The 15,791-nt window shown below is 57.2% G+C and carries 18 protein-coding genes and 1 pseudogene; 17 read left to right on the top strand and 2 right to left on the bottom strand.

What is annotated here, in order from left to right:
* The first annotated feature begins 128 nt into the window (after positions 1–128).
* The 4 genes from fliD to amyA are packed head-to-tail and all read left to right on the top strand — an operon-like array spanning position 129 to position 3,885.
* Positions 129–1,544, top strand: a complete 1,416-nt coding sequence (fliD, locus tag LG383_RS05190) for a flagellar filament capping protein FliD (protein WP_106993412.1) — start codon at positions 129–131, stop codon at positions 1,542–1,544.
* Between the two features lie 13 nt (positions 1,545–1,557).
* A complete protein-coding gene (gene fliS, locus LG383_RS05185) occupies positions 1,558–1,962 on the top strand; it encodes a flagellar export chaperone FliS (RefSeq protein ID WP_106993413.1) in 405 nt (134 codons plus the stop codon).
* A gap of 6 nt (positions 1,963–1,968) precedes the next feature.
* Positions 1,969–2,343 carry a flagella biosynthesis regulatory protein FliT gene (fliT, locus tag LG383_RS05180; protein WP_106993414.1) on the top strand — a complete coding sequence of 125 codons (375 nt, stop codon included), beginning with the start codon at positions 1,969–1,971 and terminating at the stop codon, positions 2,341–2,343.
* 54 nt (positions 2,344–2,397) lie between these two features.
* Positions 2,398–3,885 (top strand): alpha-amylase, encoded by a 1,488-nt coding sequence (gene amyA / locus LG383_RS05175; RefSeq protein WP_225758492.1) that lies wholly within the window; start codon positions 2,398–2,400, stop codon positions 3,883–3,885.
* Positions 3,886–3,932: 47 nt separating this feature from the next.
* On the opposite strand, the gene yedD is transcribed toward amyA, so the two are convergent.
* The gene (yedD, locus tag LG383_RS05170) at positions 3,933–4,346 is read right to left on the bottom strand and encodes a lipoprotein YedD (protein ID WP_225758491.1); all 414 of its coding nucleotides are present in this window, start codon (positions 4,344–4,346) and stop codon (positions 3,933–3,935) included.
* A 69-nt stretch (positions 4,347–4,415) separates the two neighbouring features.
* Positions 4,416–4,730: a flagellar hook-basal body complex protein FliE gene (fliE, locus tag LG383_RS05165; protein ID WP_106993417.1), complete on the bottom strand. Its 315-nt coding sequence runs from the start codon at positions 4,728–4,730 to the stop codon at positions 4,416–4,418.
* 227 nt (positions 4,731–4,957) lie between these two features.
* Between fliE and fliF the strand changes: the two genes are divergently transcribed.
* The 13 genes and pseudogenes from fliF to fliR all read left to right on the top strand — a co-directional run.
* Positions 4,958–6,640 (top strand): flagellar basal-body MS-ring/collar protein FliF, encoded by a 1,683-nt coding sequence (fliF, locus tag LG383_RS05160; RefSeq protein WP_225758490.1) that lies wholly within the window; start codon positions 4,958–4,960, stop codon positions 6,638–6,640.
* Complete coding sequence (fliG, locus tag LG383_RS05155; RefSeq protein ID WP_032612254.1) at positions 6,633–7,628, top strand: flagellar motor switch protein FliG; 996 nt, start codon at positions 6,633–6,635, stop codon at positions 7,626–7,628. The genes fliF and fliG overlap by 8 nt, the downstream gene beginning before the upstream one ends.
* Positions 7,621–8,328 (top strand): flagellar assembly protein FliH, encoded by a 708-nt coding sequence (fliH, locus tag LG383_RS05150; RefSeq protein WP_225758489.1) that lies wholly within the window; start codon positions 7,621–7,623, stop codon positions 8,326–8,328. The genes fliG and fliH overlap by 8 nt, the downstream gene beginning before the upstream one ends.
* The gene (fliI, locus tag LG383_RS05145; RefSeq protein WP_106993420.1) at positions 8,328–9,698 is read left to right on the top strand and encodes a flagellar protein export ATPase FliI; all 1,371 of its coding nucleotides are present in this window, start codon (positions 8,328–8,330) and stop codon (positions 9,696–9,698) included. The genes fliH and fliI overlap by 1 nt, the downstream gene beginning before the upstream one ends.
* Positions 9,699–9,718: 20 nt before the next feature.
* Entirely contained in the window at positions 9,719–10,162 is a 444-nt protein-coding gene (gene fliJ, locus LG383_RS05140) for a flagellar export protein FliJ (protein ID WP_166182886.1), read from the top strand.
* Positions 10,159–11,361, top strand: coding sequence for a flagellar hook length control protein FliK (gene fliK / locus LG383_RS05135; protein ID WP_225758488.1), 1,203 nt, complete (start codon positions 10,159–10,161; stop codon positions 11,359–11,361). The genes fliJ and fliK overlap by 4 nt, the downstream gene beginning before the upstream one ends.
* A 111-nt stretch (positions 11,362–11,472) precedes the next feature.
* A complete protein-coding gene (gene fliL / locus LG383_RS05130; RefSeq protein WP_106993423.1) occupies positions 11,473–11,940 on the top strand; it encodes a flagellar basal body-associated protein FliL in 468 nt (155 codons plus the stop codon).
* 4 nt (positions 11,941–11,944) lie between these two features.
* On the top strand, positions 11,945–12,949 hold the full coding sequence (fliM, locus tag LG383_RS05125) for a flagellar motor switch protein FliM (RefSeq protein ID WP_106993424.1): 1,005 nt from the start codon (positions 11,945–11,947) through the stop codon (positions 12,947–12,949).
* Positions 12,946–13,359, top strand: coding sequence for a flagellar motor switch protein FliN (fliN, locus tag LG383_RS05120; protein ID WP_106993425.1), 414 nt, complete (start codon positions 12,946–12,948; stop codon positions 13,357–13,359). Before fliM ends, fliN begins: the two co-directional genes overlap by 4 nt.
* Positions 13,360–13,361: 2 nt before the next feature.
* Positions 13,362–13,736: a flagellar biosynthetic protein FliO gene (fliO, locus tag LG383_RS05115; protein WP_106993426.1), complete on the top strand. Its 375-nt coding sequence runs from the start codon at positions 13,362–13,364 to the stop codon at positions 13,734–13,736.
* Positions 13,736–14,473 (top strand): flagellar type III secretion system pore protein FliP, encoded by a 738-nt coding sequence (gene fliP, locus LG383_RS05110; protein ID WP_106993427.1) that lies wholly within the window; start codon positions 13,736–13,738, stop codon positions 14,471–14,473. Before fliO ends, fliP begins: the two co-directional genes overlap by 1 nt.
* A 10-nt stretch (positions 14,474–14,483) precedes the next feature.
* Entirely contained in the window at positions 14,484–14,753 is a 270-nt protein-coding gene (gene fliQ, locus LG383_RS05105) for a flagellar biosynthesis protein FliQ (RefSeq protein ID WP_106993428.1), read from the top strand.
* An 8-nt stretch (positions 14,754–14,761) separates the two neighbouring features.
* Positions 14,762–15,554 (top strand): annotated as a pseudogene (fliR, locus tag LG383_RS05100) (flagellar biosynthetic protein FliR); the annotation flags it as partial.
* Positions 15,555–15,791 lie beyond the last annotated feature (237 nt).

Here is a 15,791-nt window from a genome sequence, read left to right as displayed (position 1 = left end):
CCTGAATCAACGGCAAAATACGCTAATAAGGGGGAGTTATTGCCCGATTTATTTTTTTCCTTATAGCGTAAACTTTTTGCTGTTTTGGCCGATAGAGGTCTGAAACAACCATTGGAAAGGAATTAATTATGGCGACTATTAGCAACCTTGGGGTGGGGATGCCGGGTTTATCAGACCTGTACGATAAATTACAGGCTGCGGAAGAGACGAAGCTCACGGCTATCGCTACACAGAAAACCAAGTATGACGCGCAGATCACCGGCTACGGCAAACTGCAAAGCGCCCTGACCAATCTGCAAACAGCTGCCGCTAAACTGGCCAAGACAGACACATGGAACTCAACGTCTGTTACCAGCACCAATACCGCCTTCGCCGCGACCACGTCTACAAATGCGAACGTTGGCGAATTCACGATTAACGTCAATAAAATTGCTAAGGGCCAGGTTCTCACTACCGCTCCCGGCACCATTGACAGCAATACCAAACAGCTGGGTGAAACCACCGGTGCAAATCGCACTATTACTATCACCCAGGCCGGCGCCGACAGCAAACCACTGACCGTGACGCTCGCCGACGGCGATACCTCCCTGAACGGGATTGCCAAAGCCATCAACGCGGCCAACGGCAACGTTACAGCCAGTATTGTCAAAGCGGATGACGGTGATTACCGTCTGATGCTGTCATCAAAAACCACCGGCACCGATTCGGATATGACCGTGACGGTCACTGGCGATGACACGCTGAACGCGGTTATTGGCAGCGCTGCGCTCAACGAGCAGGTTAAATCCCAGAATGCCGTCGTCAACGTTAACGGCATTGAAATTATCCGTCAGAGTAATACGGTGACCGACGCGCTGCCTGGGGTGACCTTAACCCTGAAAGCGCCGAGCACCGCTGATGAGACGCTGTCAGTCACGCGTTCCACCGACGATAACAAGAAAGCCGTTACCGATTGGGTTACCGCCTATAACGCCCTGCAATCGACCATTACGTCTCTGACCAAATATGAACCGCCTGCCACGGGTGCCACCGCACAGAACTCCAGCAATGGCGTGCTGATGGGTGACAGCACTATCAGAGGAGTACAGTCAGATCTGCGTGCTTTATTGACCAATGTGCAGACCGGCTCGTATGCGATCATGGCGCAGTTGGGTATCACTCAGGACCCGCTGAAAGGGGCTGACGGCACGTTCGGCAATCTTAAGATTGATGACAAGAAGTTAACCCAGGCGCTGACAGATAACCCGGCTGGCGTACAAGCCTATTTTGTTGGGGACGGTAAAACCACCGGTTTCGCCACCCAAATGAATAGCAAACTGACGGACATGCTGAGCACCTCCGTGGGTAAAGAAGGCGTTATTCAAAATGCGAAAGATGGCATTAACGCCACGCTGAAAACCATTGGCAAACGTTACGACGCGATGGAACTGTCCATTGAAGCCACAATGGCCCGGTATAAAAAGCAGTTCAGCGATTTAGATTCGCTGGTCACCAAATTCAACGGAACTGCTTCCTACCTGACCTCGCAGTTCAGTAACAATTAATAAAGGAACCGATATGTATAGCAATTCTGGTGTTCAGGCCTATCAGAAGGTAGGTCTTGAATCTGCCGTTTTGAGTGCCAGCCCACACCAGTTAGTTGTCATGCTGTTTGACGGTGCCCACAGCGCGCTGGTAAGAGCGCGCCTTTTCCTTGAGCAGGGGAATATTCCTGCTAAAGGAGAAGCCCTGTCTAAAGCCATCAACATCATTGACAATGGCTTAAAGGCTGGCCTGAACATGGAGGTCGAAAGTGACTTGCCGGAAAATCTCGCCGCGCTGTATGACTATATGGTTCGCCGTTTATTACACGCGAACTTACGTAATGATGCAGAGGCGATCGTCGAGGTTGAGGTTTTACTGAATAACATTGCGGACGCGTGGAAACAAATCGGCCCCAATGCTACCTCCATTTCAGGATAATTTTTGATGAACAACCCTAGCACTGCTCTTAACAACTGGCATGCCCTGCATGCCCTGAGTATTGCCATGCTGAAACTAGCTCATTCCGGTCAGTGGGATGAGCTGGTTGAAAAAGAGACGGAGTACGTTAAGTTAGTCGAAAGTATCGGACAGAACGCCATCTCGGCCTGTCCGCCAGCGCAAATTGAGCAGGCACGCTTTCTCCTCGAAAAGGTGCTGCAAAATGAAACTGAACTGAAAGCGTTGCTGACGGACAGAATGAGTGAGTTGCGCCAGCTGATCACCCAGACCGGTAAGCAGCAATCGGTCACGTCTACGTATGGCAAACTGTCAGGCAATATTCTTTATCCGGAAAATTTAACCCGCGACCTCCCGTTATGATTCTTATGTTCCATACTCCAGAGGTCAGCCGAAACGGCTTCTGGAGCACGGAAGATGAAAAACCCCACCCTTTTACAGTTTTTTCACTGGTATTACCCTGATGGCGGCCAACTCTGGCCGGAAGTAGCCGAGCGCGCCGACCTTTTAAACGATATCGGTATCAACATGGTCTGGCTGCCCCCGGCCTATAAAGGGGCGTCCGGTGGATACTCCGTCGGGTACGACTGCTACGATCTCTTCGACCTCGGTGAGTTCGATCAAAAAGGCTCTATTCCCACTAAATACGGGGATAAAAACCAGCTGCTGGCGGCTATCGGGGCGTTAAAACGCAACGACATTGCGGTCCTGATGGACGTGGTGGTGAACCACAAGATGGGCGCCGATGAGAAAGAGGCTATCCGCGTTCAGCGGGTCAATGCGGACGATCGCAATCAGATCGACGACGAGATTATCGAATGTGAAGCCTGGACCCGCTACACCTTCCCGGTGCGGGCCGGACAGTACTCGGAGTTCGTCTGGGACTACAAATGCTTTAGCGGCATCGATCATATCGAAAACCCCGATGAAGACGGCATCTTCAAGATCGTCAATGACTATACCGGCGATGGCTGGAACGACCAGGTCGATAACGAGATGGGGAACTTTGATTACCTGATGGGCGAGAACATCGATTTTCGTAACCGGGCGGTGACCGAGGAGATTAAATACTGGGCGCGCTGGGCAATGGAGCAGACCCAGTGCGACGGCTTCCGTCTGGATGCGGTGAAACATATTCCGGCATGGTTCTATAAAGAGTGGATCGAGCATGTGCAGGAGGTTGCGCCGAAACCGCTGTTTATCGTGGCGGAATACTGGTCGCCAGATGTCGGTAAACTGCAGCACTACATCGATCAGGTGGACGGGAAAACCATGCTGTTCGACGCCCCGCTGCACATGAAGTTTCACGAGGCTTCGCTGCAGGGACGTGATTACGACATGAGCCAGATCTTTACCGGCACCCTGGTAGAGGCCGATCCCTTTCACGCGGTGACGCTGGTGGCTAACCACGACACCCAGCCGTTACAGGCCCTGGAGGCTCCGGTCGAGGCCTGGTTTAAACCCCTGGCCTACGCGTTGATTTTGCTGCGTGAGAACGGAGTGCCGAGCGTCTTCTATCCCGATCTGTACGGGGCCAGCTATGACGACACCGGCGGTGACGGCGAGACGTACCATATCGAGATGCCGGTGATCGAGCAGCTCGACCAGCTGATCCTCGCCCGCCAGCGTTTTGCCCACGGCGTTCAGACCCTGTGGTTCGATCATCCTAACTGCATCGCCTTCAGCCGCAGCGGCACCGAGGAAGAGCCGGGCTGCGTGGTGGTGCTCTCTAACGGCGATGAGGGTGAAAAGACCATTACGCTGGGGGAGAACTACGGCAATAAAAACTGGAAAGATTTCCTCGGCAACCGCGAAGAGTGTGTAACGACCGACGAAACCGGCACCGGCGTGTTTACCTGCAACGGCGGCAGCGTCAGCGTGTGGGTACTGGAAGAGGTGTTGTAAAGGGTGGGAGGCCGGGCGGCGTTACGCTTGCCCGGCCTGCAAATTACTTACGGCAGCTTACTGCCGAGCGGATTTTTGCTGAGGTAAGTCGCACACTCGGTGGTCGGGCGATCCACGCGCTGCAGGATCATCCCGTCATACTCAATGGCGCTGCCTTCGCGATCCAGCGGGTAGATATCCAGCTTGCGGGTGACATTATAAAAATCATCCGAACGCAGCATCATTTTCCCCGGTACCGCCACCACGCGCTGCCACTGACGGCAGTCCAGGGTGTCCCCTTCTTGCGTCACCACCAGCGTGGCGATCGCTTCCGGGCTGACCATTGCGCTTTGCGGCCCTTTCGACTGCCAGTACCCTGCCAGTTCAGCCGGGACGGGATGCTTAATCACGTCCTCGTATCGGTCCACCTGCACACAGCCGGTTAATGCCAGCAGCCCCGCCATCATTGCTATTTTTTTCATCATTGTTCCGTCTATGTCGAAAAAAAAGAGTGTGGCATTAAAGCGGTCGGGTCGCCAGCACCAGAAGGACTAAACCTGCATGGACATAACGTCCTGATACGCCTGCATCAGTTTATTACGCACCTGAATGCCCATCTGCATGGAGACTGACGCTTTTTGCAAATCGGTCATCACATCGTTCAGACCAATACCCGGCGCACCCATGGTGAACTTTTCGCCCTGCACGCGCGCGGCGGTTTGCGTGTCGCTGATCCGATCCAGCGCCGCATGCAGCTGGCCCGCGAAGCTGACGGTTGACTGCACGTCAGCCACGTTCTGATGACGGGCGGTCATTGCCGTTGCCTGCAACTGGCTAATGACGCTTTCAATCCCCTGTATTGCCATGACTTTCCCCTGATGGATTTTTACGCGCTCAAGAGTAGCAGCCTGTCAATGAGATAAAGGCGTTAAATAGCGTTAAAAAACCAGGTTATTTGACGCATAGAAAATCCTGAAACATCAAATAATGGCACAGCCATGATTATGGAATTTTTGTTGTGTTTGCCGACCCGGGAGTCTGTTTTGTTTCTCCACACGAATAATGAAATCCACGATGAGTCACGAGGTACGCTATGAGTGCGTCAGCAACATCCGCTCCTCAAACTAAATCTCTCGAATGGATGAGCCGCCTGCGCGCGAACCCTAAAGTGCCATTGATCGTGGCAGGTGCCGCCGCTATCGCTATCGTTGTCGCGATGGTTTTATGGGCCAAACAACCTGACTACCGCACGCTGTTCAGCAATCTCTCGGATCAGGATGGCGGCGCAATCGTCACCCAGTTAACCCAGATGAACGTCCCTTACCGCTTCTCGGATAATGGCGGCGCACTGGAAGTCCCTGCCGATAAAGTTCATGAGCTCCGCTTACGTCTTGCCCAGCAAGGTCTGCCGAAAGGCGGCGCAGTGGGCTTTGAACTGCTGGATCAGGAAAAATTCGGTATCAGCCAGTTCAGCGAGCAGGTTAACTACCAGCGCGCGCTGGAAGGCGAACTGGCCCGCACCATCGAAACTCTCGGCCCGCTGAAAAGCGCCCGCGTGCACCTGGCGATGCCAAAACCGACCCTGTTTGTCCGGGAACAGAAAGCGCCTTCCGCCTCCGTCACCGTCAATCTGCAGCCTGGCCGTGCGCTGGATGAAGGGCAGATTAGCGCCGTGGTGCATCTGGTCTCCAGCGCTGTAGCAGGTTTACCGCCGGGCAACGTGACCCTGGTGGATCAGATGGGTCGCCTGTTAACCAAATCCAATACCAGCGGTCGCGATCTGAATGACGCCCAGCTGAAATATGCCACCGATGTGGAAACCCGCCTGCAGAGCCGCATCGAAGCCATTCTTGGCCCGATCGTCGGGACCAGCAACGTCCATGCCCAGGTCACCGCGCAGATTGATTTTGCCGATAAAGAGCAGACCGAAGAGCAGTATCGTCCGAACGGCGATGCCGCCCAGGCCGTGATGCGCTCGCGTCAGGTCAATGAAAACCTGCAGGTCGGCGGACCAAACCCTGGCGGTGTGCCGGGTGCGCTCTCTAACCAGCCTGCCCCGGCCAATACCGCACCGATTAACGCCCCGGCGCAGAATCAGCAGAACGGTCAGCAAGGCGCGCAGCAGCAGCAAACCACTGCCGCCGCCAACGCCGGTCCGCGCACCAGCAGCCGTAACGAAACCACTAACTACGAAGTCGACCGCACCATTCGCCATACCAAAATGAACACCGGTGAAGTGCAGCGTCTCTCCGTGGCCGTAGTCGTCAACTACAAAGCCCTGGCGGACGGTAAGCCCCTGCCGCTGACCGCCGAGCAGATGAAGCAGATCGAAAACCTGACCCGTGAAGCCATGGGTTATTCAGAGAAACGTGGCGATACCCTCAACGTCGTGAACTCGCCGTTCAGCGCCGTGGACGATACCAGCGGTGAACTGCCGTTCTGGAAAACCCAGTCGTTTATCGATCAGTTGATTGAAGCCGGTCGCTGGCTGCTGGTGGTGATTGTTGCCTGGCTGCTGTGGCGTAAAGCCGTACGTCCGCAGCTTGTCCGCCGCGCCGACGAGGCCAAGGCGCTGAAAGAGCAGTCCATGCTGCACGAAGAGACGCAGGAAGCCGTGGAAGTGCGCCTCAGCAAAGACGAACAAATGCAGCAGCGCCGTGCTAACCAGCGCATGGGCGCTGAGGTGATGAGCCAGCGTATTCGCGAAATGTCAGACAACGATCCGCGCGTCGTGGCGCTGGTCATTCGCCAGTGGATGAGTACAGAAAATGAGTAACCTTACCGGAACGGATAAAAGCGTCATCCTGCTGATGACCATTGGCGAGGACCGGGCGGCAGAGGTGTTCAAACACCTCTCCCAGCGCGAAGTACAGGTTCTCAGTGCGGCGATGGCCAACGTGCGCCAGATCTCCAATAAGCAGCTGACCGACGTGCTGGCGGAGTTTGAGCAGGAAGCCGAACAGTTTGCGGCGCTCAACGTCAACGCCAACGAATACCTGCGTTCGGTGCTGGTCAAGGCGCTCGGAGAAGAGCGCGCCGCCAGCCTGCTGGAGGATATTCTCGAGACCCGCGATACCGCCAGCGGCATCGAAACGCTCAACTTTATGGAGCCGCAGACCGCCGCAGACCTTATTCGCGACGAGCATCCGCAGATCATCGCCACCATCCTGGTCCACCTCAAGCGTGGCCAGGCGGCGGATATTCTGGCGCTGTTCGACGAGCGTCTGCGTCACGATGTGATGCTGCGTATCGCCACCTTCGGCGGCGTCCAGCCGGCGGCGCTGGCTGAGCTGACCGAAGTGCTGAACGGCCTGCTCGACGGCCAGAATCTCAAGCGCAGCAAAATGGGCGGCGTGAGAACGGCGGCCGAAATTATCAACCTGATGAAAACCCAGCAGGAAGAGGCGGTCATTACCGCGGTACGCGAATTCGACGGCGAGCTGGCACAGAAGATCATCGACGAGATGTTCCTGTTCGAAAACCTGGTCGACGTGGACGACCGCAGTATCCAGCGCCTGCTGCAGGAAGTGGACTCCGAATCGCTGCTTATCGCCCTCAAAGGTGCCGAACAGCCGCTGCGCGAGAAGTTCCTGCGCAACATGTCCCAGCGTGCGGCGGATATCCTGCGCGACGACCTTGCCAACCGTGGCCCGGTGCGTCTGTCTCAGGTGGAAAACGAACAGAAAGCGATCCTCCTTATTGTGCGTCGTCTGGCCGAAACCGGCGAGATGGTAGTCGGCAGCGGCGAGGATACCTATGTCTGATGAACTGCCGTGGAAGATCTGGACCCCCGACGATCTCTCCCCTCCTCGCGCGGAATTTGTGCCTGCGTCCATCACGCCTGCCGAGGCAGGTGAGGATAACGACGAGCCTGAGCTGAGCGAAGAGGAGCAGCGTGCCCAGCAGCTGGCGCAGATCCAGATGCAGGCCCACGATCAGGGCTACACGGCCGGCATGAACGAAGGTCGGCAGAAAGGCCAGGAGCAAGGCTATCAGGAAGGGCTGGCCCAGGGGCTGGCGCAAGGCCTTGAGCAGGCGCGTGCCCAGCAGGCGCCAATCCATGCCCGGATGCAGCAGCTGGTCAGCGAGTTCCAGAACACTCTGGACGCGCTGGACAGCGTTATCGCCTCGCGCCTGATGCAGATGGCGCTGGAAGCCGCCCGTCAGGTGATCGGCCACACCCCGCCGGTGGATAACTCCTCGCTGATCAAACAGATCCAGGGTCTGCTGCAGCAGGAGCCGCTGTTCAGCGGCAAACCGCAGCTGCGCGTCCACCCGGACGATCTGCAGCGGGTGGAAGAGATGCTCGGCGCGACCCTGAGCCTGCACGGCTGGCGTCTGCGTGGCGATCCGACCCTCCATCACGGCGGCTGCAAAGTCTCTGCCGATGAAGGCGATCTGGATGCCAGCGTGGCCACCCGCTGGCAGGAACTGTGCCGCCTGGCGGCACCGGGAGTCATCTGATGACCGCACGCCTGACCCGCTGGCTCAACACCCTCGACAATTTTGAAACCAAAATGGCGCAACTGCCCGCGGTTCGCCGTTATGGTCGCTTAACCCGCGCCACCGGCCTGGTGCTGGAGGCGACCGGCCTGCAGCTGCCGCTGGGGGCCACCTGCATTATCGAACGCCAGGACGGGAACGAGATCCGCGAAGTCGAGAGCGAAGTGGTTGGCTTTAACGGCCAGCGTCTGTTCCTGATGCCGCTGGAAGAGGTCGAAGGCGTCCTGCCCGGCGCGCGCGTGTATGCCAAAAATTTATCCGGCGACGGACTGCACAGCGGCAAGCAGTTGCCGCTCGGCCCGGCGCTGCTCGGACGCGTGCTGGACGGTGCCGGTAAACCGCTGGATGGCCTGCCCTCCCCCGACACCACCGAAACCGGGGCGCTGATCACTCAACCGTTTAACCCGTTACAACGTACGCCGATCGAGCACGTGCTGGATACCGGCGTACGCCCGATCAACGCCCTGCTGACAGTCGGTCGCGGCCAGCGTATGGGGCTGTTTGCCGGCTCCGGCGTCGGCAAATCGGTGCTGCTCGGGATGATGGCCCGCTACACCCAGGCCGACGTCATCGTGGTGGGGCTGATTGGCGAGCGTGGCCGTGAAGTTAAAGATTTTATCGAGAACATTTTGGGCGCCGAAGGGCGCGCCCGGTCGGTAGTGATTGCCGCCCCGGCGGACGTCTCTCCCCTGCTGCGTATGCAGGGTGCGGCCTATGCCACGCGCATCGCTGAGGATTTCCGCGATCGCGGCCAGCACGTGCTGCTGATTATGGACTCCCTGACCCGTTACGCGATGGCCCAGCGTGAAATTGCTCTGGCGATCGGTGAGCCTCCGGCAACCAAAGGCTATCCGCCTTCGGTCTTCGCCAAATTACCGGCGCTGGTGGAACGCGCCGGTAACGGCATCAGCGGCGGCGGGTCGATCACCGCGTTTTATACGGTGCTGACCGAAGGCGATGACCAGCAGGACCCGATTGCCGACTCGGCACGTGCGATCCTCGACGGTCATATTGTCCTGTCGCGCCGTCTGGCCGAAGCGGGCCACTATCCGGCCATTGATATCGAAGCCTCGATCAGCCGTGCGATGACGTCCCTGATTACCGAGAAGCATTACGCCCGGGTGCGTAACTTCAAGCAGCTACTCTCCAGTTTCCAGCGCAACCGCGATCTGGTCAGCGTCGGGGCCTATGCCAAAGGCAGCGACCCGATGCTCGACAAGGCGATCGCCCTGTGGCCGCATCTGGAGGCTTATCTGCAGCAGGGTATTTTTGAGAAAGCCGACTGGGAAAGCTCGATCCAGGCTCTGGAAATGATTTTCCCGCAGGTGTAACCGAGTAGAGGGCGAATGTCATGGCACAACACGGCGCATTATCCACGCTGAAAGATCTGGCCGAAAAAGACGTTGATACTGCCGCGCAGCAGCTTGGCGCAATGCGCCGCGGGTATCAGCAGGCGGAAGAGCAGCTGAAGATGTTGATTGACTACCAGCATGAGTATCGCACCAACCTCAACACGGATATGGCCCAGGGCATCGGCAGCCAGCGCTGGATCAACTATCAACAGTTCATCCAGACCCTGGAGAAAGCCATAGATCAGCATCGCCAGCAGGTGCTTCAGTGGACCGAGAAGGTTGACCGGGCCCTGAACTTCTGGCGAGAGAAGAAACAGCGTTTACAGGCCTGGCAAACCTTGCAGGATCGGCAGGTTGCCGCAGCAACCCTGGCGGAAAGCCGTCTCGATCAGAAAAAAATGGATGAATTTGCCCAGCGAGCAACAATGAGGAGACCGGAATGATCACCCTTCAACAACTGCTTTCGAGCGACACCGACCTTGCGGCGGGCGTTCGGGGCGGAAAAGCGGCCGACGGCGCGCAGGACTTTCTTTCCCTGCTGGCGGGCGCGTTAACCGATGCCAAAGGCCAGGGCAACGAGGTCGGTCTCACGCTGAACGATCTGCAGACCGCTGGCGGTAAGCGGGCCGTCGTGGATCTGAAAGCCGACGCCAGCGATATTGATGCCGACACCGACGCCGGGAAACTGGCCGATCTGCTGGCGCATCAGGATCTCATCGTCGCCGACGAGAGTGCCACCCAGCCGGGCCTGACCTCCGGCCTGCTGCCCGCAGTCAAAGGCGAGGTGCTGAAAAGCCTGACCCAGGCGGCGAAAGAAGCCGACAGCAAAACCGAACTCAGCGATGAAGAGCTGGCGGGATTAAGCGCCCTGATGGCGATGCTGCCCCACCAGCAGACCGCCACTGCTGCCGCACCACCTCAGCCGGTGAGCACCGGGGGCCTGGAGGTTAAGGCCTCTCTGAGCAGCGATCGTGGCCGTCAGCCTGCGCTGGATACTGACGCCCTGCGCACCGCCAAAGCCGTAGCCCAGGATAAAGAGGCGGCGCTCGCCTCCAACACCCAACTGACGCCAGCCGTTGCCGCCGCGACGACTAAGCAGGTGGCAGAGAGCACCCCGTCCCCGACCGGGCCGACCATCACCATGGGGCCGATTGTCAGCACCCCGGCCTCAGTGCAGCCGACCTTTGCCGCCGCGCCGGTGGTCAGCGCCCAGTTGGGCAGCAACGAATGGCAGCAGACCATCAGCCAGCACATCACCCTCTTCACTCGTCAGGGCCAGCAGAGCGCCGAGCTGCGTCTGCACCCGGAAGATCTGGGTCAGGTGCAGATTACGCTTAAGCTGGATGATAACCAGGCGCAGCTGCAGATGGTCTCAGGCCATAGCCACGTCCGTGCGGCGCTGGAAGCGGCCCTGCCGGTGCTGCGTACCCAGCTGGCGGAAAACGGTATTGAACTGACGCAAAGCAGCATTAGCAGTGAAAACTTTAACGGCCAGCAGCAGGCTTCTTCCCAGCATCAGCAGCAGACTTCCCGTTCCGGCAATGCAAGCACATTCGATGAAGAGAGCGATGAGCTGCTGGCAGTACCTGCCTCCCTGCAGTCCGCGGCACGTGGAAACAACGCTGTCGATATCTTCGCCTAAACCTAAACGTCAGAGGTAGCGTGATTATCTCCGTCTTTTCGGCCCTTTGACGGCGAGCGGACACGGGATAATCACCTCATTAGCAGTCCCGAAACAGGAAGCACGAATCAGATGACTGACTCCGCCATCACCAAGAAAAGTAAGCGTTCCATCTGGATCCCGCTTCTGGTGTTAATTACGCTCGCTGCCTGCGCGACCGCAGGTTACAGCTACTGGCGCATGAATAAAGCACCGTCAGCCGCAGCCAAAGCAGAGCCACCGCCACCCGCGGCCCCGGTCTTTTTCGCGCTGGATACCTTTACCGTTAACCTGGGCGATGCCGAGCACGTGTTTTACGTGGGCATTACGCTGCGTCTGAAAGACGATGCCACCCGCACCCGTCTGAGCGAATACCTGCCGGAAGTGCGCAGCCGTCTGCTGCTGCTGTTCTCGCGTCAGGATCCCACGCAGTTGTCTACCGATGAAGGTAAACAAAAACTGGTGGCGGACATTAAGCAAACGCTGGCTGCGCCTCTGGTAAGCGGTCAACCTAAGCAGGAAGTCACTGACGTTCTGTATACAGCTTTCATTCTGCGGTAACGACATGGGCGACAGTATTCTTTCTCAGGCGGAAATCGATGCGCTGCTCAACGGCGACAGCGATAAAACCGACGATCCAAAACCGGGCAAACCGGGCGAAAGTGACATTCGTCCCTACGATCCTAATACCCAGCGTCGCGTGGTGCGCGAGCGTCTGCAGGCGCTGGAGATCATCAACGAACGTTTTGCCCGTCAGTTCCGTATGGGGCTGTTTAACCTGCTGCGTCGTAGCCCGGATATCACCGTCGGCGCGATCCGCATTCAGCCGTATCATGAGTTCGCCCGCAACCTGCCGGTGCCGACGAACCTCAACCTGATCCATCTGAAACCGCTGCGCGGCACGGGCCTGTTCGTCTTCTCGCCAAGCCTGGTGTTTATCGCCGTGGATAACCTGTTCGGCGGCGACGGACGTTTCCCGACTAAAGTGGAAGGCCGCGAGTTCACCCATACCGAACAGCGCGTCATCAACCGCATGCTGAAGCTGGCTCTTGAAGGCTACAGCGACGCGTGGAAAGCGATCCACCCGCTGGAAGTGGAGTATGTCCGTTCCGAGATGCAGGTGAAGTTCACCAACATCACCACCTCGCCAAACGACATCGTGGTGAACACCCCGTTCCACGTGGAGATCGGCAACCTGACCGGTGAGTTCAACATCTGCCTGCCGTTCAGCATGATTGAACCGCTGCGCGAAGTGCTGGTGAACCCGCCGCTGGAAAACTCCCGTCACGAAGACCAGAACTGGCGCGAAAACCTGGTGCGCCAGGTTCAGCACTCCCAGCTGGAGCTGGTGGCGAACTTTGCTGACGTACCGCTGCGGTTGTCGCAGATCTTAAAATTAAAACCCGGTGATGTGCTGCCGATCGACAAACCCGATCGCATCATCGCCCATGTGGATGGCGTACCCGTGCTGACCAGCCAGTATGGCACCGTGAACAATCAATACGCGTTACGCGTTGAGCACCTGATTAACCCGATTTTGAATTCTCTGAATGAGGAACAGCCCAAATGAGTGATATGAACAATCCGTCCGATGACAACAACGGAGCACTGGACGATCTGTGGGCTGAGGCATTAAACGAACAACAAGCACCGGCCAGCAAAAGCGTGGCCGATGCGGTGTTCCAGCAGCTGGGCGGCGGTGACGTCAGCGGTACGCTGCAGGATATCGATCTGATTATGGATATCCCGGTCAAGCTGACCGTGGAGCTGGGCCGTACCCGGATGACCATCAAAGAGCTGCTGCGCCTGACCCAGGGTTCCGTAGTGGCGCTGGACGGTCTGGCCGGTGAGCCGCTGGATATTCTGATCAACGGCTACCTGATTGCCCAGGGTGAAGTGGTGGTTGTCGCCGATAAGTACGGCGTGCGTATCACCGACATTATCACCCCGTCTGAACGTATGCGTCGTCTGAGCCGTTAATGATGAAAACCCAGGCCATCGTCTCTCAACCCTCTGCAGTGACCGGTTCGCCGCTGCTGCAGGTCAGCGGTGCGCTGCTGGGTATTATTGCCTTTATTTTGATTGTCGCCTGGCTGGCTAAACGCGTTGGCCTGGCGGGTAAAACCGCCGGCGCGCGCGGGCTCAAGCTTGCGGCCAGCACCTCGCTGGGGCCACGCGAGCGCGTGGTGATTATCGAGGTGGAAGATGCCCGGCTGGTGCTGGGTGTCACCGCCTCGCAAATTAACATCCTGCATACCTTACCGCCTGCGCCGGTCTCTGAAGAGACAGGCAAAGAAGTTCCGGCCGATTTCCAGGCCATGATGAAGAGTTTGCTTAAGCGTTCCGGGAGATCGTGATGCGCCGTGTTTTATCCCTTGCGCTTGCAGGCCTTGGCCTGTTTGCTCCCGCCGTGTACGCTCAGTTGCCAGGCATAATCTCCACGCCGATGGCCGGGGGTGGCCAGAGCTGGACCCTGTCGGTTCAGACGCTGGTGTTTATCACCTCGCTGACCTTTATCCCGGCAATCCTGCTGATGATGACCAGCTTCACCCGCATCATCATCGTCTTCGGTCTGCTGCGAAATGCGCTGGGTACCCCTTCGGCGCCGCCGAACCAGGTTCTGCTCGGTCTGTCCCTGTTTTTGACCTTCTTCATTATGTCGCCGGTGATCGACAAGATTTACGTCGATGCTTATCAGCCGTTCAGCGAAGACAAGATCTCGATGCAGGAGGCGATGGAGAAAGGGGCTCAGCCGCTGCGCGAATTTATGCTGCGTCAGACCCGTGAAGCCGACCTGGCGCTGTTTGCCCGTCTGGCCAACGCCGGGCCGATCCAGGGGCCGGAAGCGGTGCCGATGCGCATTCTGCTGCCCGCCTACGTCACCAGCGAGCTGAAAACCGCCTTCCAGATTGGGTTTACGATCTTCATTCCGTTTTTGATTATCGACCTGGTGATCGCCAGCGTGCTGATGGCGTTGGGGATGATGATGGTGCCGCCGGCAACCATTGCCCTGCCCTTCAAGCTGATGCTGTTTGTGCTGGTGGATGGCTGGCAGCTGCTGGTCGGCTCGCTGGCGCAAAGTTTCTACAGTTAAGGAGCGCGCAATGACGCCAGAATCGGTCATGATGATGGGCACGGAAGCGATGAAAGTCGCCATCTCCGTTGCCGCTCCCCTGCTGCTGGTGGCCCTGGTCACCGGTCTGATTATCAGTATCCTGCAGGCCGCCACCCAGATTAACGAAATGACCCTGTCATTTATCCCGAAAATTATCGCCGTGTTCGTGGCGATGATTATTGCCGGGCCGTGGATGCTGAACCTGCTGCTGGATTACATGCGTAATCTGTTTACCAACCTGCCGTACATCATCGGTTAAGCCCGGGCATGATCCACTTCACCAGCGATCAATGGCTTGAGTGGCTCGGCCTCTACTTCTGGCCCCTGCTGCGCATTCTGGCCCTGATCTCCACCGCGCCGATCCTCAGTGAGCGGTCAATCCCCAAACGGGTTAAAATCGGCCTCGGTATTCTTATCACTATTATCGTTGCCCCGACGCTGCCGCCGGTGAACGTGCCGATATTTTCGGGTCCGGCACTGTGGGTTGGGTTACAGCAGATCCTGATTGGTGTGGCGATCGGTTTTACAATGCAGTTTGCCTTTGCCGCGGTGCGTATGGCCGGGGAGCTGATTGGTTTACAGATGGGTCTGTCGTTCGCCACCTTCTTCGACCCGGGCAGCCGACTCAACATGCCGATTATCGCCCGTATTATCGACCTGCTGGCGATGCTGCTGTTTCTGGCCTTTGATGGTCATCTGTGGCTGATTTCAATGCTGGTGGATACCTTCCACACGCTGCCGATTGGCGGTGAAGCGGTGAACAGTAACGCCTTTATGGCCCTGACCCGTGCCGCCGGGCTGATCTTCCTTAACGGCCTGATGCTGGCGCTGCCACTGATTACCCTGCTGCTGATCCTCAACCTGTCGCTGGGTTTACTGAACCGTATGGCACCGCAGCTCTCGGTGTTTGTCATTGGTTTCCCGATCACCCTGACCGTCGGCATGGTGCTTATTTCTCTGTTAATGCCCCTTATTGCCCCTTTCTGCGAACGCTTATTCAGTGACGTATTTAATCTGCTGAGCAATATCGTGAGTGAACTTTCAGCGAAATAATAACCCCTGGGTTTTATATTGTTTCTTTGAGGATAATCCTAAAGTCAAAGATAAGGAACATCTACCAGCGTATATCTGGTGCGGCCTGAATGTTTTTATCCTCCTCACATTATTCAACATTTACTTTACTTTAAGAAGTTTCCTGGCAAATTATACGTAACTTTACGGGATAGTGAGTTCGCCTGAAAGTCCTTGTAATGCTCACAGGTAATTATGTTATTCCATCCCGTATGGCGGTTATAGA

Source organism: Leclercia sp. Marseille-Q4284, from assembly GCF_916618945.1.
Classification (GTDB): Bacteria; Pseudomonadota; Gammaproteobacteria; order Enterobacterales; family Enterobacteriaceae; genus Enterobacter; species Enterobacter tamurae.
The sequence above is the reverse complement of the archived record's forward strand: the minus strand, read 5'-3'. Positions and strand labels throughout refer to the sequence as shown.